Here is a 24,876-nt window from a genome sequence, read left to right on the forward strand (position 1 = left end):
GCATATTTATTTTCTATCCTCTGCAAACCCGTATTTTATTTTAATCCGGTCTAATTTTTCAAGCATAGGCTCTGCCGCAAGCCAAAGGAAAAATACTGTTGCAGCGGCTTGAATACAATCCATTGGGAATCCGGAAGCATAATAGGTCAATATGATATTTAAATTCAAATCCTTTGACACCATAACGGCAGAAGCAAAGTTCATGATGCCTCCGTATATAATAATAGCCGATAAAGCCCCGAATGTGCATAGGGATACTTTATTGCGCCTTAAAACCCTTCTGCTGAATATAACCCCCGATAAAAATCCGATAATCCCCATGGAAAACATCTGCCATGGGGTCCAAGGTCCTTGGCCCATGATGATATTTGAAATAAGCACTGTCATTGCCCCTATAAGAAAACCTGTTTCGCTGCCCAAGGCAATCCCTGAAATAATAACCAGCGCCATAACAGGCTTAAACTGAGGCAGCATGAAAAAAGCAGCCCTTCCTGCTACCCCTAAAGCGCATAATACAGCTATAAGAACCAATTCCCTCGCCTGGGGCTTCCGCCCTTCAAAGATAAGAAAAAACGGCGCCATACATTCCAAGAGGACAAGCAGCCCAATGAGATAATATTTTTTGTGGTCAAAATAATAAGCGCCTGCAAATAAAGTCAAGGGAATAAGAAGTAAAATTATAAATACCGCCCCTCTGGTGCCTTTAGAAAGTTTTCCTTTTTCCTTCGGCCTCTGAACATCAAAAGAAGCATCAGCGGGCCTTCCTATGGATAGTATTAGCCCAAATAACCCTCCTATAAGCAAAGCAGCTATTTTAATATGACTTTCATTAAATGAGGCCGCATCATTTCCTCTAATAACCTGAATAAGAGAAAATAAAACCCCAAGGGCCGATATACTCCCTATGATTTTTTGCCATAGAGGACGCTTCTTTAATTCCTTTTTGCTATCTGCTTTCGAAGGCTTCGGCAAAGGCTCCTTCTGCTCCGGAAGCTCAGGTTCTGAAGGAATTTCTCCTCCGCAAGCGATAATCACATCTTCTGCCGTAATTGCATTTGGTATGATGCTTCTTGCCATACGATTGGCAGAAGTTGTGTAAAAGCTGTTTCCTGAGAAGAATTCTCTTGGGGTGCCTTCCGTAACAATATCCCCGTCAAAAAACAAAGCGCATCGATGGGCATATTTTCCGCAGAATTCAATGTCGTGGCTCACCATTAAAACCGTCATGGACTTTTGTATAAGAGAATTTATAATCCCTGCAAAGACCTGCTTAAATTCAGCATCAAGCCCCTTTGTAGGCTCGTCCAGAAGCAAAATATCCGGCTCAAGAAGTAAAACCTTCCCTAAGGCAGCTCTTTGCTGCTCTCCCCCTGAAAAGTCGTAGGGGTGACGGTCAAGGAGACCCTCCAGCCTGCAAAGGCTTACTATGTGAGAAATTTTTCTTTCTCTTTCCTCTTCTGTAGTGTTTTCTATATCAATTACTTCCTCCAAATCTTCTCTGACGGTTTTTTTAATAAAAAGCGCCTGAGGGTTTTGCGGAAGCATACCTATTTTCCCACTTATATTCACTGTTCCCCGATAGGGCTTATTGAGTTTTCCTAGGAGCTTAAGGCATGTGGTCTTTCCTGTGGCGTTACCCCCAAGAAGGGTCATAAATTCCCCTTGATGAACCTTTAAAGAAAGGCCCTTAATTACATCGGGAAGCCCTTTCTCATATTTAAACCATAGATCCTCTGCAAAAATGCTTACTTTCTCCAAAGGCTTCGGCGGAGAAGGAAATGCTATTTCTTTTATGGGGTTTTCCCCGGCATATGCCGTAAGCCATTTTCGCCCGTCCCCTACAGTAATCGGGCAGGGCGCTTTATTTTCTACCGCCGACCAAATACGCATGGGAGAAGGCATCCCAAGAAACATTCCATGGCCTGTGTTTTTTAGAGCAATGGCAGCTTCTTTTGGGCTTCCTTCTGTTATTATCTTTCCTTTATCCATTACCGCAACATAGCTTGCAAGGGGAAAGGCCTCTTCAAGGCGATGCTCCGTAAGTATTACGGTAGTGCCTAATTCCCTGTTAATTTTTCCGACAACAGAAAGGAAATCAGAAGCGGCAATGGGGTCAAGCTGGCTGGTAGGCTCATCAAGAATCAATACCTCCGGCTGCATAACCATAATGGAGGCTAAATTAAGCATCTGCTTCTGGCCGCCTGATAATTCTGTTACATCTTTATAAAACCAGCTTTCGATACCGAAAAAAGACGCCGTCTCGCTTACCCGCCTGCGAATTGCAGGCGTATCATAGCCAAGGCTTTCAAGGCCGAAGGCAAGCTCATGCCATACCTTATCTGTAACAATTTGATTTTCAGGGCTTTGCATTACAAAGCCAATAGCCCTGCTTTGCTCTTTTGAGCCTATTTCGGCGAGGGGAATGCCTTTAAAGTATATTTCCCCTGCTCTGGTTCCGTAAGGCGTAAGAACGCTTTTAAGCTGCCTTAAAAGGGTAGATTTGCCGCAGCCGGAAGGCCCGCATAATATCATAAACTCCCCTTGATTTATTTTAAGGGTAAAATCGTCAATTGCTTTCATCGTCTGCTTAGGATAAATAAAGCTTAAATTTCTGATTGCAAACGTCTCCATTTTCGATCCTCCCTTATGTTTATAATAAAAGGCGTAAGGCAAAGAGCCATATAGCAAAGCTGAAAAAAGATGGTTAAAAGGCTTATTTCAGCACCCTTTAACGTCGGATAATACCGCCATTCCATTTTGCCTGTAATCCAGCCCCAGTTGACAGCAATAACACAAAATATAAGCCAAGCCAATGCTTTTTTATCCCTTTTGTTAAAATAATAAATAGAAAAAGCCGTCCTTCCAGGCAGCCCATAGCCTCGGCTTTTCATGCTATCCGCCGTTTCAATGGCATTTTCAAGGCTCCATGTAATAAGAATAGATAAAATTCTTATGCCAATTTTAGCTCTTTTGAAGAAGCTTCCCTTAGAAATATCAAAGCCCATGGCTTTCTGGGTATCCGCCGCCAACTGCGCACGGGCCTTAAATTTAGGCACAAAGCCCAAAGCCATAGATAGTATCAAGGATACGGAAGGGATAATTCTGCCAAAAAGATATATGAATTTATCTGATGTCATAATTTCTGTATAGCATGAAAACCATGTTATTACAGCCATCAGCATAAAAGCGGCCCCTATGCCGTAAATAATGCTTTCTAAGGTAAGGGGATTGCCCGACGGCAGATACGTAAGCAGCGTAGCCCCTTGATGGTTAAAGATAGGATTGATAAGCATCGCCATAAGCACCATAGGCAGCATGTATAAAAGGCTGAAACGGATGGCCTTATGCCCTTTAAGATAAATCCCATAAGCTGTAGAGCAGCATAGGGAGATAAGCAGATATAAAGGGTGCATAAAGCACATGGAATATAAAAGGACGAATCCGAAATAAATAAAGTTTATAATAGGGTGATAGCTTGAAAAAGTATCTTTATTTTTCGTTTGTTATCCCTCCCTAAAAATACAAAATGGCTTTATGGTTCCTAAACTTGTCTTTAATTCACTTTGGAATAAAAGCAAGTTGACTATCCTTATTCATAAAAAATTCATTATATATGTTTGAAGTTTAATAAGTATTATTCCCATAAAAATTAAAATCCCAAAAAATCTTTTTAAGCTGAAAATAAGACTTATGGTAAATTTAAAGTGAATCAGCAACAAAACCGTACCTTCATGAAAGCTCAAAACTATACCCTTCCCGAAAGAAGTCTGTATTTTTGAATATAGTAGCAGATAGGTTTTTGTTCCTTCTTCATAATAAATTTATCATACATAATTAAAGCTTAATTTTTATAATATTATTTGCATAAAAAAACGACCATGCGTAACCATGATCGGTACCCGGCAGTAACAGGCTACCTGAAGTTATTGTAAAAAAGACGTCTCCTGGCTTGCTTCTGGGTCATTGTCCTTTTAAGGACGAACGCCTGCTTCGCTTACAGTGGCCGTACCGCTCGTGAATTTCACACGATTCCGTTTCTTTGTATTCTTATTTTGTCATAAAAGTCTATCACGGGAGATTCTTCCTGTCAAGGCGGCGCTTATAAGATCAGAGATAGTTTTCTATATGCTCTTGAAATCACGCGTATGCTTATAGTAAATTTAAAGTTAAACAGTAGCAAAACCGTATATTCGTGAGGATTCAAAAATGTACTGTTTCCGAAGGAAATCCGTGTTTTTAAATTCGCAGCGAATCGGCTTATGCTGCTTCTTTATAAGAAATTTACTATAACCTATAGTCTTATTAAAAAAACACAGCTAAAATTGACGGAATCATAAAACAAAGCCCTGTTATGATATTCGAAGCAAATATTACCATCATTTCTTCTTTTTCGTCAATCATATCCATCGGGTCAATGTCTTGATCTGTATAATCAATGAGCATTTTCATTTTACTTCTGGGCCTTTTCTTCTTATTTTGTTTTGTGGGAAAATGAAATTTTACTCCGTCCATTTTCAGATAATTAAACCATGCCAATGCAAAATATATAAAACCCACAAAGAAAAACGCATAATCAACCATTGAAAATAGCTTCCTTACATTTAAATACCGGTCCCATAAAAGGGCAAAAATTAACCCGATTCCAAATCTTGTAATCGTCTTATATATAATGGGGCGTATCATATGGGGCTTGTATATTTCTGATATTTTTTTCATATTTGAATACCCTTTCGGAACAAAATATATAATTATACTATAAGTTAATTTGCTTTTATGACCCCTGTTAGTGTATGACTTTGGAAGATATACCTATTGAGTTTATAGTATAGTTTACAAACAAGCTTTTATCTTTATGGAACTATAGCAAATAAGAGAAAAGCAAACTGATAATGCTACTATAAGTAAATTTAAAGTGAAACAGTAACAAAATCATATATTCACAAAGATTCAAGAATGTACTGTTTCCGAAGGAAGTCCGTGTTTTTGAATCTGTAACAAATAGGTTTTTGTTACTTCTTTATAGAAAACTTACTATATTTCATATAAATTCAAGTATAGTACGCTCTCTATATTCTGTCAATTAAAAGGGGGCGTTGCAAAATAAATTTGCAGCACCCCACTTTTTCGTTTAAAACCCAAAGAGCTTTAATCAAAACATCATAGGAATAATAGCCATTCTTCCACTTTTCTAAGGAAAAGCCAAAACATGCCGTTTCCTTTGGAAGGCCAACCTCCTCTTGGGTTATTAATTTAAGAATCTAATCAGCATAAATAAGTGAACCTATGCCTTTGCAAGTTCTTCTCTGTACTTCTCAAGCTCACGCTGATTGCCGTAAATGAAGTGGCCTTCGAGAATTTCTTCCCAAACCGGTTTATCAACTGAATAATCATGAACCGATGGGTCGTAAATAAATAATTTCTTCTTCTTTTCCACTTCAGGGTCTGGCTGGGGCACCGCAGATAGCAGCGCCTTTGTATAAGGATGCAATGGGTGGCGGAACAGTTCTTCAGACTCTGCAAGCTCAACGATTCTTCCTTTATGAATAACCGCTATTCTGTCGGATATAAAGCGTACAACAGATAAGTCATGAGAAATAAAGAGATATGTAAGGTCTCTGTTATTTTTCAGGCGGTTCAAAAGATTCAGAACCTGAGCACGGATAGAAACGTCCAAAGCGGAAATTGGCTCGTCGGCAACGATGAATTCCGGCTCCATAACCAATGCCCTTGCAATACCGATACGCTGCCTCTGGCCGCCGGAGAACTCGTGAGGGAAGCGGGAAGCAAATTCCGGCAGAAGGCCTACTTCTCTAAGGGCCTGCTGAACCTTTTCTTCACGCTCGGCATCATTTTTATAAAGGCGGTGGTTAATTAATCCCTCTGATACAATATAGTCTACCTTTGCTCTTTCATTGAGAGAAGCCATCGGGTCCTGGAAAATCATCTGGCATTTGCGGATAATCTCTTTATCAAGCTCTTTAGAAATTTTACCGCTGATTTTCCGGCCTTTGAAATAAATCTCTCCGCCTGCCGCAGGATTAATCCTAAGGATTGTACGGCCAATGGTGGTTTTTCCGGAACCTGATTCCCCAACAAGAGAAAATGTCTCGCCTTTATAAATATCAAAATTAACGTCTTGAACGGCTACGAATTCTTTTCTGCCGGAACCAAAACTAACCTTTAAATTTTTAACCTCAATTAATTTTTCTTTTCCTGCCATGCCATTAACCTCTCTTTCTTAATCTCTCACGCATACGAAGAATGGCTTCCGGCTGCTCAATTTTAGGAGCCCTTGGGTCCAGATACCATGTCTTTGCCTTGTGAGTTTCAGAAATACTGAAAAATGGTGGCTCTTTTACGAAGTCAATCGCCAATGCTCTCTTGTTACGGGGAGCAAATGCGTCGCCTACGATGGTATTAAATAAGTTCGGCGGCGTACCTTCTATGGAAGGAAGCTCTTCGCCTTTTACCCCAAGCTGAGGAAGGGCCGATAAAAGCGCCCATGTATACGGATGCCAAGCGTCGTAGAAAATCTCGTTTACAAGACCGTATTCTACAATCTGGCCGGCATACATAACCGCAACACGATCGGCTACATTGGCAACAACCCCAAGGTCATGGGTAATATAAATAACTGTCATTTTAAGTTCACGCTGCAGACTGTGGATCAAATCCAGAATCTGGGCTTGAATTGTAACATCCAGAGCAGTTGTAGGCTCATCGCAAATAAGAACCTGAGGACGGCAGGCAACAGCAATTGCAATAACAACACGCTGCCTCATACCGCCGGAGAACTCATGAGGGTACTGATTATAGCGGCGTTCCGGATCCGGAATACCTACTTTTTTCAGCATTTCAATAGCTTCGGCCTTGGCTTCTGAGCCCTTTAATCCCTGATGCAGTTCAACACTTTCCTGAATCTGGGTCCCTATTTTTTTAAGAGGGTTTAAAGAGGTCATGGGGTCCTGCATAACCATTGCAATTTTTTTGCCTCGGATTCGAAGCCATTCCTTCTCAGTCTTATACTTTGAAATGTCTACTCCGTCATATAGAATAGAGCCTCCGGTAATGCTGCCGTTTGCATCAAGCATTCCAACAAAAGATTTTGTAAATACCGATTTGCCGGAGCCTGATTCCCCTACGATTGCCAGTGTCTCGCCTTCATACAGATCTATAGAACACTTTCGGATAGCTGTTAATCTGCGGCCACGTAAACTGAACTGGATTTCCACATCCTTAGCAGATAAAATATGCTCTTTTGCCATTTATGTTTTCCTCCTGTTCCTATACGTGGTTTCTTGGGTCTGAAGCGTCAGAGAATGCATTACCTATCAAATAGAATGTTACTGTAATGACAGATACAATAACCGCCGGGAAAATCAGTAAATACGGATAATCCAAGAAGAAACTGCGTGCATTTCTAAGCAAAATACCCAAAGAAGGCGTATTAATGTCGAGACCAAGCCCCAAATAAGAGAGCATGGATTCCATGGATATGGTTCCTGGAATGGACAATGCCAGCCTCAGAATTATAACGCTTATAAGCTGCGGTAAAATGTTTTTTATTAAAACACGGTGAACCGGCGTACCTAATGTTCTTGAGGCAAGATTATATTCCCTGTCACGATAAATCATAACAAGGTTTCTAACGTTTCTTGCCATAACCAGCCATCCGAAGCAAATAAGAGAGGTTGCCATTATGGTGAAGCTTTGTCCGATAAGAAGCGCAATCAAAGTCATGTATATAATCATCGGAACGTTATTTATAAGATTATAAAGCTCAGTAAAAAAACGGTCAAGCTTGCGAACATATCCCCAGATACAGCCTATGGTAATACCCAAAAGGCATTCGCCGATTGCTACTATAAGCGCAAGCTTAATAGATGTTTGGGAAGCATACCATACCTGGCACCAATAATCACGACCAATATTATCCGTACCAAACCAGTATTCGGAATTGGGGCTTATAAAGGATTTGGCGCTGTCCGTCACAAGGGTTTGATAATCGTATTTTCCTATTGCGAGAGCAACGAAGGAAAATATAACTAAAAGTATAAATATAATTGACAGTACTACGGCAGATCTTCTTTTAAGAAAGTTTTGAAGAACAGACTTCCAATAGGAATAATCTGAGTAGCCGGTCATTTCCGCCGCCTCAGGAGAATACTCTACGAAGGTAAAAAGATCATCTTCATTTGTCTGAGCTGCTATATTGTTCTGATCTTCCACTATCTTGTACCTCCTTTGCTTGTAAGGGTAATTCTTGGGTCAACAAGCATCATAAGCACGTCCCCCAGAAACAGCCCTGTAATACTCAAAACCGAATAGAGAATAACCAAAGTCTGGACAACATTTAAGTCATAACGATTAATAGAGTCCGTTAACAAGGGGCCCATGCCGGGAACGGAGAAGAATCTTTCCACAAGCAAGGATCCGCCTATAGTAGTAAGCAAAGAAGCAGGCAAATACTGAGCAAGAGGCACGAAGGCGTTTCTAAGTACATGCTTTGTCATAATGCTTTTGGTGGACATGCCCTTGATACGGGCAAGCTTTATATAGTCCTTGTTAATTTCGTCAATCATATATCTTCTTGTCCAAAGTGCCCACCATGCTATGGAAAGCATGGCGAGACACGTAATTGGCAGAATGCTTGAAGGTCCCGGATTTCTCGTGGAATAAAGGGACGGCAGGTCTAAGACTCGCGATCCGAATATCAATACCAGAGAATAGGAGACCAAAGGCGGTACCGCATTGACAAAGATCGTATAGGCTGTACCGATATGGTCCGGGATTCTGTTTTTAAACTGAGCCTGAACAATACCCAATGCAATACCGACTACTATGGCAATGCCAAGGGAAGTTAAACCCAGCCTCATGGAAATTTGAAATTTGCTACTTATGACCTTCACTACAGGCACACCGTTTTGAATTCTTCTTGACTCACCAAAGTCAAATCGAAGTAATTGCCCATAAAAACGGAATAGCTGTTCAGGAACAGGGTCTAGAAGGCCTGCTGCCAGCAGCTGCTCATTTTTTTGCTGCTCCGTAAATTTCATCAGCTGGTCCTCTGTGAAATAATAGTCGGTTGGGAGCATTCTAAGGAGCAGAAATACGGCTGTCACAACGATAAGTATCGTTACAAGAGATTGTACCAGCCTTTTCAGCGTATATTTAAGCATCGTCTCTTATTTACCTGCAGCGTGCTCTGCCGCAAGGGCTTCCGCCTCTTCTGCAGTATAGGCATCTACAGAAGTTCTCCAATTTTTCATTTTTTCATTCTGAATACCGAACATGGCATTCATTCTGCTGGTGTTGTCAATCTTTGATAAAGCCCAAGGTACCTGATAATGGCATGGGAGCACTAAAACGTTGTCAAGCATGAATGCTTCAGCCTTTGCGTATGCTGCATAACGAGCATCCATATCGGTTGTAATGGCATCAGCTTCTTCAACTAATCTGGTATATTCCTTGTAAGCTGCAATAAGGTCTTTATTGGCTTCTGTTTCTTCAGTTATTTGATTCATGTAAGAATAGTTTTGAGAATAGTAAGCGTTGTCATTTCCATAAGCTTCCTGGCCAAGGTAGTTCTGAGGATCACCATAGTCAGCGCCCCATCCGTTGATTACGAAGGAGTGAAGGTGGGGATTAACAACTTCCTGTCTTACACTTGAAACATAAGTTTTAATATTTAATTTAACAAAATCGTCTCCAAGGGTGCTTGACATTGCCTGCTTAAGAACATTAGCAGTGTCAAGGGCAGTCTGGCTGGAGGCTGAAATATAGTAATCTACTTCTACGGGGAATGTTACGCCGAGAGCCGTAAGTTCTTCCATAGCCTGTTTCTTATACTCTGCAAATTTTCCGGCGTCAAGCCTTGCCATTGTTTCACCGTTTGCCTCAGGAAGGCCTAATTCTTCCCTTACAAGTTCGGTATACTCTATACCGTCTGAGTTATAGATGAGACCTCTCATAGTGTAGAAATTATTTTCGCAAACCATAGGTGTAATCGCATTTGTTCTCTTGTAGTATTCTTTCAAATCAAGGCCGTAGAACCATGCTTTTCTGAAAGCTGTGTTGGCAATTGCAGTGTTCCAGTTTGTATCTGGAGTACCGTCTTCTTTATTTTTGTTGTAGTTAAAGTGGAACTGGTATGAATACTTGGAAGGAACGTCTGGAACCATGTAATTGTAGAATTCATGGTTAGGATTTCCGCTGATTGTCTTAACAACGCCTTCTGTAAGCTGAACATAGTCAATCTCACCTGACTGATAAAGCTGGAACCCAACGTCATTAGATTCCATCATCTTAAATGTTACCGTATCAAATCTATCGCTTTCTGTATCCCAATATAAAGGATTTTTTGTATATATTTTTTCATTGCCGTGAATGAAGGATGTCATGGTGTAAGCACCGTTATACCACATATTTTCGTTGTTCATTGATGCTACTTTATCAGGTCCGCCTAATTCGTCAACCATCGCCTGAGCCATGGGATAGAGGCAGTTGTATGTTGCTACTGTGTCAAAATATGGCTTTTCTGTAATGCAGTGATAAATAAGGGTGTAATCGTCTGGCGTTTCAAGGCCTACCATTTCACGGAATTTGGAGCCTTCCGCTGCTGTAAGCGCTTTGGCTTCATCAGCTGAAAGAGCCTTAGTATATTCATAATATTCTTCTGCGCCTGTAATCATTTCAATAGGCATAGAAGTATTGTTAGAATCGTTTTTATGGAAGTTCAGTATCCACTCAAGGCCTGTCGCAAAGTCCTGAGCATTACAAACTGCTTTTTCTGCGCCGTTCACGTCAACCCATTTTACATCGTCGCGGAGTTTAAAGGTCCATGTAAGGCCGCCGTCTTCTGTTCCCCACTCTTTTGCAATTGCAGGTACCAGCTTACCGTATGTATCTACTTCAAGAAGAGGATCAACAAGGTTTGTTAAGTTTTCAGAGTCCTCTGCTCTCTGGCTTTTAAGAATGTTAAATGTTTCAAGCTCTCTGGTTAACAATATGCCGCGCACTAAATCCTTGATTGGTTCAGCGTCATTTTTAGCACTTGGAGCCGCTTCTGTAGGCTTATCTGTTTTCTCAGTCGATGCCTCTTTCTGTGGCTCATTGTTATTAGCAGCATTGTTGTTACCGTTGCCGCCGCATGCGCTCAATACAAATATAGCTGAAAGAGCAAGCGCGAGGGCGCGTGATAAAGTTTTCTTCATAAAATACATCCTCCTTTATTATTATAAATAATATCCTCTGGGAGACCAGCCCATAGGAACCTGCCTGTTAACATACTTAATCCACTTACAGATAACAGCAGGAATTTTTGATGTGCATAATGCCCTTTCCATCAGAGAAGCATAGCAGTGAATAATTTAAACAAAAATTCTCTCTGATTGAATAGGGCACATAGCAATATTCATCGTATTTAGGATAGCAGACATCATATTATTTGTCAATATTATATAGTTAGTATATAAATTACGAATCTTTTATGTATGATATACCTAATTTTATTCAGCAACTTCTTTGTTTATAGACTAAATTTGATATTTTTCAATCAAATTCTGCAATTTTATGCATATTTTTATACCTTAATACATCAAAGCATTTTAAGCTGCCGAATGGAGATGAACCATTGCATAGTACCAGTCGTAATTTGACAGATTTTTTCTGTTATTTTACTGAATATTTTACATTCTATTGTCTATGCAGAAATGTCTGTGTAACAATTAAAAATTATCAAACCGCCTTTCCTCACAAATTATTATTATAATAAACATTTCTGGTAGCATTCCTTCAATGTTTAGTATACACCTGTTTGTTATTTTAAGACATTTTTTTGTATATAAGGCCGTCATAGTTTAAACAAAAAAACACTTAATTAAACCACATAATAATATAATTGAAATTTACATAAATATCAATGGGTTTTTTATCCTTTCCTTCTTACTTTCAATTAAGTGTCAAAATATATAGTTCATATTATTTTTTATTAAATAATTAGGGAAGAAAGTCCAAAAATATAGATTTTTTTATCTTTGTATTTTTGTATATAAATCATAATAATATTAATAATCAAGTAGGCATTATAATGAAATTCATACTTTCACTTTGGGATAAAAACAAATTGACAATATAATGCAAGAATAATAGATTTACTGAGAATATGACGTTAAAAACAAGGACTTTAAGTCTTAAAGCAAGTAATATTTTTACGCCAAAGAAGCTAAAGCTTTCTCTTATTTTAAGAAAAGGTATTCTTGGGCTAACTTAAATATTGCCGAAAGAATAAGCTTCCGGCAATATTCTTTTTTAGGAATATAATGAATCATGAAATCTGTTTGGGATATATATATGAAAAAATTTGTAAAATAATTAATTCATATTATTTATAGGATGGCTTTTGTATAGGATTAATAAATGATAAATTCCCTCTAGGCCTTTTCCCGAATCCTCAGCTTTAATCTATACTGTTTCCTTGTACAGCCTTTATGAAACAAAATGTCATATCTCATTATTTCTATCACTCATATTCAATTTATCTCCCTTTTTTAGGGCCTGTAAACTTAAAACGGCCTTCTTCCTTTGATAAAATATCATAAAATGAATCTGCCCATCCATGTTTTCAGCAATTTGCTATTTCCCCCAAATTTATATTGGTTTATTTTACTAAAATTAAAATGCATATTTATTCCTTTTTGGCTCAAATTGCAAAATGGCCAAAGTTTTTTATTGTTGAGATAAATTTTTGAGCTCTTCGTCAATAATCTTTTTATCAATTCGTTCAAATAAAATAGCAGGCTCGGGTATTTGCAGCTGAGAATTAATTCTTTTAGGCTGCCAGCTAAAATCAATATTAAGCCACTGCCTTACCTTTTCTGATGAAAAGGGAAGGAAAGGCTCAAGGAGCACTGAAAGATTCGCAATCATCTGGACACAGTTTAATAGGGTCTCATTGCATTTTTCAATATTTGTACTGCGGCTTTCCCATGGCTTTTGGGTATCAAAATACTTGTTTCCGTAACGGACAAATTCAAAAATTACATCTATGGCCTCTTTTAGGCTTCCTTTTTCAATCAGGCTTCCCACGCGGGGATAAATCTCATTAATATTCTTTTCTATTTCTTTATCTATATTTCCTTCGGGAACTATTCCGCCAAAATACCGATATATAAATGCCAAGGTACGGTTAATAAAGTTTCCGTAGGCTCCCAATAATTCTCCATTATGAGTATTAATAAATTCTCTCCATGAAAAGTCCGTGTCCCTTTTTTCGGGCCCGTTTGAAATCAGAAAATAACGGATAGAATCGGGATTATATCGATCGACAATATCCTTAATCCATATGGCGTAATTTTGGCTTGTGGAAATCTTTCTGCCTTCAAGGGTCAGATATTCGCTTGAAATCATATCATCGGGAAGCTTCCATTTACCGCCTTCGGCAATCATAAGGGCAGGCAGAATAATACTATGGAAGGGGATATTATCCTTTCCATGTACGTAATAATGCCTGCTGTCTTCCTTCCATAAATCAAGATAGTCTTCTCCTCGTTCTTCGGCGACAGCTTTACTCATGGATAAATATCCGAGAACATTTTCTGCCCAGATATAAATCTTTTTATTCTCGTAGCCTTCTTTTGGAACATCAATTCCCCAATCTAAATCCCTCGTTACGGCTCTATCCCTTAGGCCTTCGTCAATATATCTTTTAGTAAACGAAACAGCATTTTTACGCCAGTGAGAACGGCCTTTAAGATAATCCCTAAGCTCTTTTTCCATCTTCGAGATGGCAATAAAAAGATGCTTCGTTGGCCTGAATTCCGGCATACTTCCGCAGACGGAGCAGTGAGGCTCCAATAAGTTTTCCGGCTCAAGCACAGTACCGCAGGCATCGCATTGATCGCCCCTTGCCTTTTCCCCGCATTCAGGGCATTTGCCTATAACAAAACGATCTGCGAGAATATTTCCGCATTGATTGCAGAAGGCTTGAGGGGCTTCTTTTTCATAGATATAATCCCCTTCATACATTGCCTTATGAAAATCCTGAACAAATTCCTTATGCTCCTCGGAAGATGTCTTTCCGTAACGGTCGTATTGAAATCCTATTTTGTCAAAGCAATAGCAAAACTCATCATGGTAATAATTGCTTATGGCTTCCGGCGACTTTTTTTCCTCTTTGGCTCTAATGGCCACAGGCGTTCCATGGCAGTCGCTTCCTGATACGAGATAGACGCTGTCTCCTTTAGCCCTATAATACCTTGCAATCACATCGGCAGGCAAAAGAGCCGCAAGATGCCCGATATGAAGGGGCCCGTTTGCATAGGGCCAAGCGCTTCCAATTAATACTTTCATATTTCTAAACCCCTTTACGTTTATGCTGTGTAGTAAATTTGCTTTTCTTCCGTAGTAAGGAACAGGACCTAAAAAAGCATAAAATCAAGGAAAAGCAAATTTACAATGCTACTGTTTTATTTTCATTCGAATATGAAACAAAATGAATTAAAAAAAGCCCTCCTCTCCGAAAACTATGTTTTCGGGGACGAGAGCATGGCTTCGTGTTACCACCCCAATTCATTTGCACCTCACGGCACAAACCTCATCTGCTGCAGGCAGGAAATGATCTGCCGATAGCATAGCGCAATAACGGGCGCCCCCGTCGCAGCCTAAATTAAACTAATTTCGGTGCGCAGCTCCAAGACCATATTCAGCAGCTCCATAGCTTTACCCGTTCTCAGCAGTAGGGTTCTCTGTAAAAGATGATTCTGCTTACTCTTCTTTTCGTTGCCTTTGGGTTTCAATATATAAACAGCGTATGCTTATACCGAATAAGTATGCAAAGTTCAGACAGCCTGAAGCATGACACAGCCCGGAAGGAATCTCTTCGTATGGCATAGCAACGGACTTTTAGATGCATATTAAGATTCGTGTAAACACATTCTAGTATATCGTAAATTTCTTTATTTTACAAGACGGTTATTTTTGTATATTCTTAATATCGGTATATATAGTCATTTATTATGGAGGCTTTAGCTTGATGCTCTATAAAAACAGGGACCGATAAGTATCAATCCCTGCCTTTATATTTCCTGTCCGGCTTATAAAATAGCTCCGGTTTTTTCAATTGCTCCGTATGAAGCCTTATAGTCAATTTGCTTTATTTGGCCGCAAGCATTTGGCTTTAATAAGAGAAAAGCAAATTAACAATACTGCCGTTTCATACTTATTCAAATATAAGGAAGATAAAATTACCTGCCGTAAATCTTTTATTGAAAGCGTCTCCTGCAACTGCCGCCTTTTCCTACTATTAATAGTCTTTTAGAATATAAATAAGATTATAAAATGGACTTTCCTCCGTCTACTACAAGGTTCATGCCTGTGCAATAGCTGGATTCATCGCTTGCCAAGAACAGCATTGCCTTAGCGATTTCATAAGTTTTGGCGCTTCTTCCCATAGGGATCGAAGGAAGAATCAGCTTTTCAAAATCACAGCCTTCGGGAATAAGCTCTGTAATGGTTAATCCGGGAGAGACGGCGTTTACTCGAATTCCTCTGGAAGCAAATTCTACTGCGGCCGCCTTTGTAAATTGGATAACCGCACCCTTTGAAGCACAGTAAGATGAATATGTATCAAGGCCTTCGATGCCTGCAAGAGATGAGGTGTTTACAATGGAGCCTTTTTGATTTTTAAGCATGTAAGGAAGCACTAAGCTCGTAAGCATAAAATAGCTCTTTATATTTAAGTCAAATACTGCATCGTACTGCTTTTCGACATCAAGCTCTTCAAGTTTAAAGGGAACCGATTTTCCTGCATTATTTACAAGAATGTCAATGGTTCCGTATTGCTCTACGGCCTTATTTACAAGGGCTTCCAAATCTGCTTTTACAGTGACGTCTGCCTGAACGAAAGCAGCTTCTCCGCCTTTTTCTTTAATTTCTTTCTCAAGAGCCTCGCCAAGAGCCTTCCGTCTGCCGCAGAAAACTACGTTTGCCCCTTCTTCTGCGAAAACCATCGCACAGGCCTTCCCTATACCAGATGTGGCGCCGCTTACGATAGCCACTTTACCGCTGAGTCTTTTCATAACAAACCTCCTTTAAAATGAATTCGTTTATTTATACTTCACCTATTCAATGCCGCACCATTGGGCAATAATCAGAGCGTATATTTTTGCTGCTTCAACAAGCTGGGATATGGCGATTTTTTCTCCGGCAACGTGAGCGTATTTGCCTTCTCCCGGGCCTAAAATAATGACGGGTATATTCTTTTCGGCTATAAAGGAAGCATCTGATACGGCAAACATGCCTGTTAACTCGCCCCCTGCAGGCACAACCGTTCTAACGGCCTTCTGGGCAAGCTTGCATATTTCTTCCTCCTGCGCAATATCAAAGGAAGGCCAGTTAAATATCCATTCCACTTTCGGCGGATTTTTTACAAGCCAGTCGTCATTTAAGCAGGCGTTTTTAATATGGGCTTCTATTTCATTTTTTATGCTTTCAGGGGTTTCCTGAGGCGGATAAAATAAGGAATAAGACATTTCAATATTGTCTGAAACCAGGCTTCGGCCTACCCCCGCATCTATCGTCGCGCAGTTAATGCAGAAATATCCCTGCTTATACAATTTATGTTTCTTCGTCTGGCCCCATTTTCTTTCTAAATCTTTTACGGCATTATAGATAATCATTCCTTTTTCTATGGCGTCTACCCCGGCTTCTTCGCCTAAGCCGCCGTCTCTTATCACCTCGCCCCGACGGGCAGCGTGGCAGGATTTTCCCTTAACCGACCATTTCATTTCAAAAACCCCCGGCTGGGCGGTATTGATTTCAAAAGGTATGGCATCGGTAGAGGTCGGCTCGCATACGATGGCTGCATCTGCCAGCGGTCCATGCTCAAGGCAGGCGCCCGTTCCCGCTTCCGTAACCTTACATTCTTCCCCTACGGCGTTTTGAAAAACAATATCGCCTTTGGGCTTATATCCTGCCTTTAAAAGAGCCTTTAATGCAAAGAGGGCAGCGGCATTTCCGCCTTTCATATCTACGGAGCCTCTTCCGTGGACGTATTCATCGTCAATTCTTCCGCTGAAGGGGTCTTCCCCGTTCCACTGTTCAATATCCCCCGGGGGAACAACGTCAATATGGCCGTTAAACATAAGGGATTTCCCTTCCCCTGTGCCCTTATACACGCCTACAAGGCTTGCTCTTCCGGCAAAGCCTTCCGCTTCAAAAATATCTGTTGCAATGCCTTCTTTGTCCATAAGGCTTTTTAAATATTCGCTTACCTTTCTTTCACCGCCAAATGTTTTCTCAGGCTCATATCCGAACTCCGGCGTAACGCTTTTAATCTGCACCAAATCTGAAACGGTTTTCACAAGCTCGTCTTTTAAGCTCTCTACAGCTTCATAAATTTTGTTCTTTACTTCCTCTTTCACAAAAATACCCCCTTTTATTCATAATCAGCCCATTAAAAACGGTACATGCATAATAATCATTGACCAGACGCCGGACACCAGCCCAAGACATATCAGCGCTATGGGGCAGGGATGCCATCTTTGGGTAATCTTAATTTTTTCTAATAAGAAGTGAACTAAAGCCGGCATTACAGCGGCAGAAACGATTACTGTTAAAATTAACGTCACCATAGGTATACTATAGGTGTTCAGCACAGAGCCGGTGGTTACGGCACAGATAAAGGTAAAGGCAAAGCCTGATTTCAAATATTTGGGATACCAGACAAAAAGCGCCGTAGCTGCGGTAAGAAGGGTTCCGAAAAGAAATACAGGAAAACGGTCGGAAGCATAATTAATGCTATTGGGATTTAATAACCAGCCTATGATGGCCCCTGAATAAAGGCCTACGGTAGCTAAGGGGCTTCCCCAGAAAACCGGCTCCCCGGGGTCTGCCAGCATACGGGTGTAAAAGAGCTTGCTGCCTTCCATGGGGCCTGCTTCTTCTTTGTTAGGCTCTTTCGTTTCCTTCACAGGGTCTTTTTCATTCATCCAAGGAATTATTCTGCACAGTTCAATACATATAATCGTAACAATTCCCATGCCTAAAGCTACACCGCAGAAGCCGGGAATGCCTAAAGGATTGGCAACGTTCATAAAAAGCCAATTAGAAACAGGATATGTAAGAAAGCCCGCCAATACCCCTGAGGTAACTATTTTCTTAGGGCTTCTGCCGAATAAGAGAACCAAAGTCGGCGCTGTACTTACAAAGGGTGCAAAGGTAGGCGTCCATGCCCCCGCCTCAAAGTAAACTATATTTGTGATTATAAGCCCTATGACGGCTGTGGCTATAACAGGCCAGAACATTCCGCTTCCGCCCAAAGCAGGAACCCCCATAAAAGGCCTTCCTTTTCTTTCAAGACTGTCAGCAATTACAGCAAATATAATAAGCCCCGCCGCAGCAAATATCGATTTAAAGAAATAGGCTTCCGTCATATCTCCGAAAAACCAAAATATCCGATGGAGGAAGCTTCCTTCGGCGGCTTTCAGTAAAATATCGACAAACCCGGGGATATAAGCATTGCTTTCAATCAGCGGCTCAATAGAACTCATTGCCGCAAAAAGCAGTATAATCGCCAAAACGGTTGCTATATAAGCCGGTACTATTTTTTTGCGCATATTAACACCTCTCTTTTATTAAGATGCCGGGGCATGTTTTAGAAAATCATGCCCCAATAAATTTCCGAAACTATTTAATACAAGAATCCATGGGAAAGGGTCAAAAAGTATGGAACAAATTAAAATGGGCGTTATAGTAAATTTAAAGTCAAGCCGTAACAAAGCCTTATATTCTTAAGGCTCAAAAAATGTACTGTGCCCAAAGAAAATCCGTATTTTGAGTCTTTAGGAAATCGGTTTTATTACTTCTCTATAATAAATCTACTATTATAGTAGGCAGTGCCTGAAAATAGTTAAACCGCCTCTATGTTAGAAATACAGCTCTAAATTTAATGAATTTTAAACAAAAATAAGTAATCTGCCGGAAAATAAGTATCCGAGTATTTTTAAGGATGCAGGCCTGTTTTATGGTAAATTCACCAGGCCTTGGCCTTTTCAGACACGTTTAAAAAATACTTTAATCTTTTTACCGGAAGGCATCTTTTGGCCTTACAAATCAATCAGAAATCTTACATACTATTCTTTCCTGCCAGCCGGTGATAATCTGGCGATAGCCGGCTATTTCCTTATCCAGCGCAGTATCTCCCGTATCCACAAGAAGGATATTCCCCGGCAGATTATAAATTTTATCCGCGGAAGAAATGATTATGATGTTTTCCGTACCAATTTTCCGAATCACTCTTGGGCTAAGCTGCTGGTTTCCCCTGCCGAAAACGTGGCCCTGCCCGCCGATGACAGTAAGAATGAGTTTAACCTTCTTTCCTTCAATAAGATGGAATATTTGGTCTTCGGTACAGTCTTTCATAAGAATTTCGTTTCGATAGATAACATCGATTCCAAGAAGGGTGCCTTCAATATTCATATGTTTAAGAATATTGAAGGTCGTGCTTCCCGTGCCGAAAATATAACGGGTATCCTGATCCCCTTTATTTATAATATCTATAACTTCCTCTGCAATGCCCTCAATATCATGGCTTTGATATTTCGCCCCTGATTTGGGGTGCTGCATCAGGTTTTTTATCTGGGGTACGGATAAATATCCATAAAGCTTTGCCTGAACTCTATTGTTTCTGAAAAGCGCCTCATCAATATCCATGACCTCACATTGGAGCACATTAATATTAACTCTGCTTTCCAAAAAGAGCCTTAGGGCTTCTCCTGCAGACTTTGGATTATTTGCATAAACAGCAGAATGTATCTTCACGCCGGCAGGGATGCCCATAACGGTTAAATCAATACCTACGGCATTATATATATTTCTTGCCGTACCATCTCCGCCGGCAAAGACTAATATTTCCGGTTTTTCTTCTTTCATAAGCCTTGCAGATTCTTCCGTATCCTCATGGCTTGTTTTTTCAGGTTTCGCCTTTCCTATGACCTTATAAGAAAAACCCATGGATTGAAGCAAATTTTCTCCCATAATCCCCGGGGCAGTGAGAAAAAACAGCGCTTCTTTTATAGGCAGCAGGCCTTCAAGGGCAATTTTTGTTTTATTCTCCGCTTCCATAACGGCGCCCTTTTCAAAAGCCTGCCGTTGAATATCCTCCCCGTCGCTGCCCTTCAAGCCTACTCTTCCGCCGATGCCTGCAACAGGGTTTATAATGAGGCCGATTTTATGCATTTTTCTTTTCCTTCTTTTTTAAATACTGTCTCCATGAGCATATTACATTTTCAGGGTTTTCTTCATAATAGTTTTTAATGCCGTGGCAGGGGGCGTTATGAGGGGCTGTCTTTATGATTTCCGGCTGGTTATAGCATTCCCATGCGATTTTCTCAAGAACTGCTACGAATTCGTCAATGTCCTTTTTGCTGTAAGAATCTGTAGGCTCAAGGGTAAAAGGTTCAGGCACAATATGGGGGTGATGCGATTCCCAGTAATGCTCCATACTGTAGTCTACAAGCCTTCTCTGTACGTCTTCCGTGCCGAAGCCCGTATCGTTTTTAAGCTGTTCCCAGCTATAGCGGCATTGTTCGATTCTTCTTTTGCCCTCAGCATAATACATGGTAACGCCTTTTATGGCAGAAACCTTTTTAACTGTATACTGATTATTTAAAACGGCGCACATGGCAGCTTCCCTTACACCGTCGCTTCCCAAGGAGCGCAGCCACATATAGACTCTTACCACGATAGCGGCATTGCCATAGAAAGACCTTACTTTGCCTACGCTTTTCTTTATATCGTAGTCAAGCCTGAATTGTTCTCCTTCTTTTACAACGGCAGGCTTAGGCAGAAAGTCCTTAAGGAATTCCTTTGCCCCTAAGGCACCGACGCCGGGGCCCATTCCGCCGTGAGGAGAGGAAAATGTTTTATGTAAATTATAATGAATCAAGTCAAAGCCAGCATCTTTAGCCCTTGTGATACCCATAATACCGTTCACGTTTGCCTGATCGTATACGGCGATGGCACCTACGGCATGGGCGGCTTCTACATATTCTTTTATTCTTGGGTTAAATATCCCTGTATCCTCAGGATTTGTAATAAATACGGCGGCCGTTTTTTCAGATAATGCCGCTTTAAAGGCTTCCAAAGCAGGATAGCCAAGCTCATTATCCTGCATAAGGTCTATTACCTTATATCCGCAGGTGGCAGGGGCTCCTGCATCGGCGGGGTGCGAGAAGATGGTAGTCACAATTTCGTCCCTGTTTTCCCCTTTGTCCTCAAAATACTTTCTTATAATAAGCGCATTTGTATATATGGCATGGGCACCGCCTCCCGGCTGGAATGAAAATACGTCCATACCGGAAATGCTTTTAAGATAGTTTTCCGTATGGTGATAAATTTCAAGTATCCCCTGTATGGTAGATTCGTCCTGCAATGGGTGAACGTCTGCAATATTCGGGTTTCTGGAAACTAAATGCTCCTGAACCTTAGGGCTGTACTTCATGGTGCAGGTACCTTGGCCGATGTCTACGCTGATGTCATTTCCCAATACCTCTTGGGAAAGCCGCATGTAATGCCTGTTTACTCTCATTTGTCCAACCTCCGGAAGGCAGGGGGCCTTCTTTCTTCTTAACCCTTCCGGTATAATGGCTTTTTCTTCCTTAATTTCTTCTTTTATTTCACGGCTTGCATCAGGAACCAAAACGCCTCTTTCCCCTGCTGTACTCATTTCAAATATAATAGGTTCATCCCATTTTGCTTCATGGAAATTGCGCAGTAATGTCTTTTGATCCATATATATTCTCCCTTCTTTAAAGATTATTTGCCGAATTTCTTAAGTGAATTTATCTTTTCATTTTCTTTCAAAATATTATTAAGCTAGAATTTCATTTAAGGCTTCCATAAGCCCGTCGATTTCCTCTTTAGAGATGATTTCTGTTACACAATAAAGAGCGCAGTTTATAAGCCCGTCAAAATCCTTTGAAAGGTCGTATCCGCCGAATATTTTATACTCAAGGAGCTTTTCATTAATTTCTGAAACGCTTTTTCCTGTTTTGCTGAAATCCACAACAAATTCCATGAAAAACGGACTGTCAAATTTAATTTCGACATTCTTTAATTCCTGAAACCTTTTCTTTGCGTACTGGCTGTTATAGAGAATCGCAGAGCCTACGTCTTCCATTCCCTTAGGGCCCATTAAAGCCATGTATACGGCGGCGGAAACCATCCAGAGATTTGTGCCTGTTCCGGTATATTCTTTTCCGAAGGCCCTTTTTGCATAGTGGGTACGTTCAATAAGCATGTTTCCGAATACGTATTCCCCTTCTACCTCCGGCTCTGCCATGCCGTATATAAAATCTTTATAGTTATTGAGATATTTGGCCTCTGCCTTTGTGGAAATAAATCCTGCCTGCCCGTTTCCGCAGGAAAGATGAAGGCCTAAGCTATGTAAATCTCCGCAGGTAATAGTTGCGCCGTAATTTGAAGGCGCCTCCATGACGCCGAGAGAAATGGGATTCACATAAACGATAAATTCCGCACCGGCGTCTTTTGCAAGCTTCCCGATTTCTTCTGCATTCGGCTCTAAAACCCCTAAAAATCCCGGGTTTTCAATTAATATCGCTGATACATTGCTATTTATTTTATTCTTAAAGTCCGCCATATCAATGGCGCCTGTTTCTTTATTATAGCCTACATATACGACTTCAACTTCCAATTCCTTTTGAACGGAGGCCATATAGTTTTCTACTGCGGATTTGTTCTGGGGATTCATAAGCTCAGGCAGAAGAACTTGCTTTCTGCCGTTGATTCTATTTGCCATGGCTAAAGAAGTGGCTGCAGCCTGACCGCCGTCATACTGGGGAACGCTCATAACCTCTGTGTCAAGAAGCTCTGCAAGCATGGAATTATACTCAAAGAAGGTTTGGTATTTTCCGTGGTCTGCCCAGCTTTCAGCCCCGTAGCAGGTAAGGAACTCTCCCCTTGTGGTTATTTCATCAACAACTGCAGGGATAAAATGCTGGGCACAGCCTGCTCCTAAAAAATTAGTATATTCACTGCAGTTTTTATTCTTTGCAAGTATTTTTTCCGTGTGTTTTTTAATGCTGTATTCATCAAGAATGGCATCGGGTATGTCCAGCTTTTCTCTGAATTTTAAGCTTTCGGGAATCTCCTCATATAAATCCCAAAGGTCTTTTACCCCCACAAAATCCATCATTTCCTTTTGTGCTTCCGGTGCAGAGTTTGGAATATATGGATATACAATTTTTTCTTTACACATAAAAATCCTCCTTTTCTGTATTGACAATGATTCATCTTTAAAGAGATTAAAATGGTTTCCCTTGATATTATTCTAAAACCCTCTCACGATGAAAGGTATATAGTGTAAATTTATATAAAATCAATATTATTTCTTCCTGTTTTATGTATTATTTTTATATTACTATTCTCTAAATCCTTAAATCATATGTAACTTTGCAATAGATACAAGCTGTTTATACAATTTTTCATTGTATATATAGTCATATACAACAACAAAGAATGATTTATGGCAAAATAAAAAACCCTCCTGCGTAAGAGGGTTTTATGTAAAGTAAATTCTTATAAAGAAACAGCAAAAGCCAGTTTCTGTAAATTAGAAACATGGCTTCCTTCGGAAACGATATTTTTTAGAAAACATGGATATAAAATCTCTGTTCCTGTTTTACTTAAAATTTATACTATCCTATTCTTTTATCTCTAAAAATATAATTGTTACATAGTCTTCCTCATTGGGAACCATATCAGGTCCCATGCGGTATACTTCAAGGGATTTGCCTGTAAGAGGGATATTATTCTTTTGGGCCCAGCATTCCATTTTCTTATAAAAATCCTCTAAATCGCAATAAGACCCTTTGTGCAGGCCCTTTATGGATTTAAATGAAGGAAATGTTCTAATATGATCGGAAGATACAATATTGGTGTCCTTAACCGTAAAGAAGGTTTCGAGGTCTCCGTAGCTTTCCGTAAACTGCCTCATATAGCCGCTGTGTAAAAAGGCACAAAGTTCTTTATTTACCGAAATATTATTATCTTTTGCCAAATTCTGCAATTGTGCCATTCTATCTATAAAAAGCTCATTTACATTGGAATTATAATGGCTTCTGATTCCTATAATCTTTGCTTCCGGCATAGTTATGATTTCAAAACTTTCTTCCGCCTTTTTCCCGGCACATTTCATATAAACTTCCGTAACGCTTTTATAAAAGGTGATATTATCTTCATAAGCCTGAAGGGCTCTGTCTAATTCTGTTTTTTTTCTGCCGATATTTTTCCTGAGGTCTTCTATGAAGTTTTCCAGATTGCCGTCTTCCATAATCTTAAAAACCTCATTAAAAGAAAATCCAAGGTTTCCCAAATTTTTTATAAGGATAACCTTATCAAGCTGCTCATAGCTGTAATAACGGTAATTATTATGTATCTCCCTAATGCTTGGAGATAGGATCTTCTTATTATCCAGATACCTGAGCTGCTTTATGGGAATATTGCTTATTTTTGAAAACTGGCCTATGGTATAATATCTTTTCTTCTTTATAATTTTCATATGAATCACCCGATACGCTGGTATATTTACAGGTTACAGATAATATAAATAATTTGGTTTATAACCGTAAGGCTTATGTACAAATTCTACCCCATTTTAATCTATATGCGCCATAGTTTGTTTTAAAACTGTCAAATTGACCAAAGGGTTAACACCATAAGGTTTAAATAAAATAATCTCCTTTCAGCGGATGCTTTATTAAGCCTGATATCACTAGATTTCTGCTTATTTATAAATATCTATATGATAATTATATTTAGTGAAAGTGGAGTAAAGCAATAAACTTAAAAACACACAGC

The 24,876-nt window shown here is 40.0% G+C and carries 16 protein-coding genes, 1 riboswitch and 1 other annotated feature; all 16 genes read right to left on the reverse strand.

Annotated features, from left to right (window positions below; genetic code table 11):
• Positions 1–6: 6 nt before the first annotated feature.
• The gene (locus tag NBX03_RS13690) at positions 7–2,631 is read right to left on the reverse strand and encodes an ECF transporter S component (protein ID WP_250228334.1); all 2,625 of its coding nucleotides are present in this window, start codon (positions 2,629–2,631) and stop codon (positions 7–9) included.
• Positions 2,604–3,413, reverse strand: coding sequence for an energy-coupling factor transporter transmembrane component T (locus NBX03_RS13695; protein WP_330638422.1), 810 nt, complete (start codon positions 3,411–3,413; stop codon positions 2,604–2,606). Before NBX03_RS13695 ends, NBX03_RS13690 begins: the two co-directional genes overlap by 28 nt.
• A gap of 506 nt (positions 3,414–3,919) precedes the next feature.
• Positions 3,920–4,084: riboswitch (cobalamin riboswitch) on the reverse strand.
• A 218-nt stretch (positions 4,085–4,302) separates the two neighbouring features.
• Positions 4,303–4,716 carry a hypothetical protein gene (locus NBX03_RS13700; protein ID WP_250228336.1) on the reverse strand — a complete coding sequence of 138 codons (414 nt, stop codon included), beginning with the start codon at positions 4,714–4,716 and terminating at the stop codon, positions 4,303–4,305.
• A gap of 565 nt (positions 4,717–5,281) precedes the next feature.
• Positions 5,282–6,220 carry an ATP-binding cassette domain-containing protein gene (locus NBX03_RS13705; RefSeq protein ID WP_250228337.1) on the reverse strand — a complete coding sequence of 313 codons (939 nt, stop codon included), beginning with the start codon at positions 6,218–6,220 and terminating at the stop codon, positions 5,282–5,284.
• Between the two features lie 4 nt (positions 6,221–6,224).
• Positions 6,225–7,265: an ABC transporter ATP-binding protein gene (locus tag NBX03_RS13710; protein ID WP_250228338.1), complete on the reverse strand. Its 1,041-nt coding sequence runs from the start codon at positions 7,263–7,265 to the stop codon at positions 6,225–6,227.
• A 19-nt stretch (positions 7,266–7,284) separates the two neighbouring features.
• Complete coding sequence (gene oppC / locus NBX03_RS13715; RefSeq protein WP_250228339.1) at positions 7,285–8,229, reverse strand: oligopeptide ABC transporter permease OppC; 945 nt, start codon at positions 8,227–8,229, stop codon at positions 7,285–7,287.
• Entirely contained in the window at positions 8,229–9,179 is a 951-nt protein-coding gene (locus NBX03_RS13720; protein ID WP_250228340.1) for an ABC transporter permease, read from the reverse strand. Before NBX03_RS13720 ends, oppC begins: the two co-directional genes overlap by 1 nt.
• 6 nt (positions 9,180–9,185) lie before the next feature.
• On the reverse strand, positions 9,186–11,213 hold the full coding sequence (locus NBX03_RS13725) for a peptide ABC transporter substrate-binding protein (protein ID WP_250228341.1): 2,028 nt from the start codon (positions 11,211–11,213) through the stop codon (positions 9,186–9,188).
• Between the two features lie 1,513 nt (positions 11,214–12,726).
• A complete protein-coding gene (gene metG / locus NBX03_RS13730) occupies positions 12,727–14,349 on the reverse strand; it encodes a methionine--tRNA ligase (RefSeq protein ID WP_250228342.1) in 1,623 nt (540 codons plus the stop codon).
• 180 nt (positions 14,350–14,529) lie between these two features.
• Positions 14,530–14,788: a binding site (T-box leader), on the reverse strand.
• 541 nt (positions 14,789–15,329) lie between these two features.
• Positions 15,330–16,076: an SDR family NAD(P)-dependent oxidoreductase gene (locus tag NBX03_RS13735; RefSeq protein WP_250228343.1), complete on the reverse strand. Its 747-nt coding sequence runs from the start codon at positions 16,074–16,076 to the stop codon at positions 15,330–15,332.
• Positions 16,077–16,118: 42 nt separating this feature from the next.
• Positions 16,119–17,420 carry a M20 family metallopeptidase gene (locus NBX03_RS13740; protein ID WP_250228344.1) on the reverse strand — a complete coding sequence of 434 codons (1,302 nt, stop codon included), beginning with the start codon at positions 17,418–17,420 and terminating at the stop codon, positions 16,119–16,121.
• A gap of 24 nt (positions 17,421–17,444) precedes the next feature.
• Complete coding sequence (locus tag NBX03_RS13745) at positions 17,445–18,614, reverse strand: hypothetical protein (RefSeq protein ID WP_250228345.1); 1,170 nt, start codon at positions 18,612–18,614, stop codon at positions 17,445–17,447.
• 496 nt (positions 18,615–19,110) lie between these two features.
• Positions 19,111–20,235, reverse strand: a complete 1,125-nt coding sequence (locus NBX03_RS13750; RefSeq protein ID WP_250228346.1) for an ATP-NAD kinase family protein — start codon at positions 20,233–20,235, stop codon at positions 19,111–19,113.
• Positions 20,228–21,790, reverse strand: a complete 1,563-nt coding sequence (gcvPB, locus tag NBX03_RS13755) for an aminomethyl-transferring glycine dehydrogenase subunit GcvPB (protein ID WP_250228347.1) — start codon at positions 21,788–21,790, stop codon at positions 20,228–20,230. The genes NBX03_RS13750 and gcvPB overlap by 8 nt, the downstream gene beginning before the upstream one ends.
• A 78-nt stretch (positions 21,791–21,868) precedes the next feature.
• Positions 21,869–23,275 carry an aminomethyl-transferring glycine dehydrogenase subunit GcvPA gene (gene gcvPA / locus NBX03_RS13760; protein WP_250228348.1) on the reverse strand — a complete coding sequence of 469 codons (1,407 nt, stop codon included), beginning with the start codon at positions 23,273–23,275 and terminating at the stop codon, positions 21,869–21,871.
• A 444-nt stretch (positions 23,276–23,719) separates the two neighbouring features.
• Complete coding sequence (locus NBX03_RS13765) at positions 23,720–24,577, reverse strand: MerR family transcriptional regulator (protein ID WP_250228349.1); 858 nt, start codon at positions 24,575–24,577, stop codon at positions 23,720–23,722.
• Positions 24,578–24,876: the final 299 nt, after the last annotated feature.

This window comes from Anaeropeptidivorans aminofermentans (genome assembly GCF_940670685.1).
Lineage (GTDB): Bacteria > Bacillota > Clostridia > Lachnospirales > UBA5962 > Anaeropeptidivorans > Anaeropeptidivorans aminofermentans.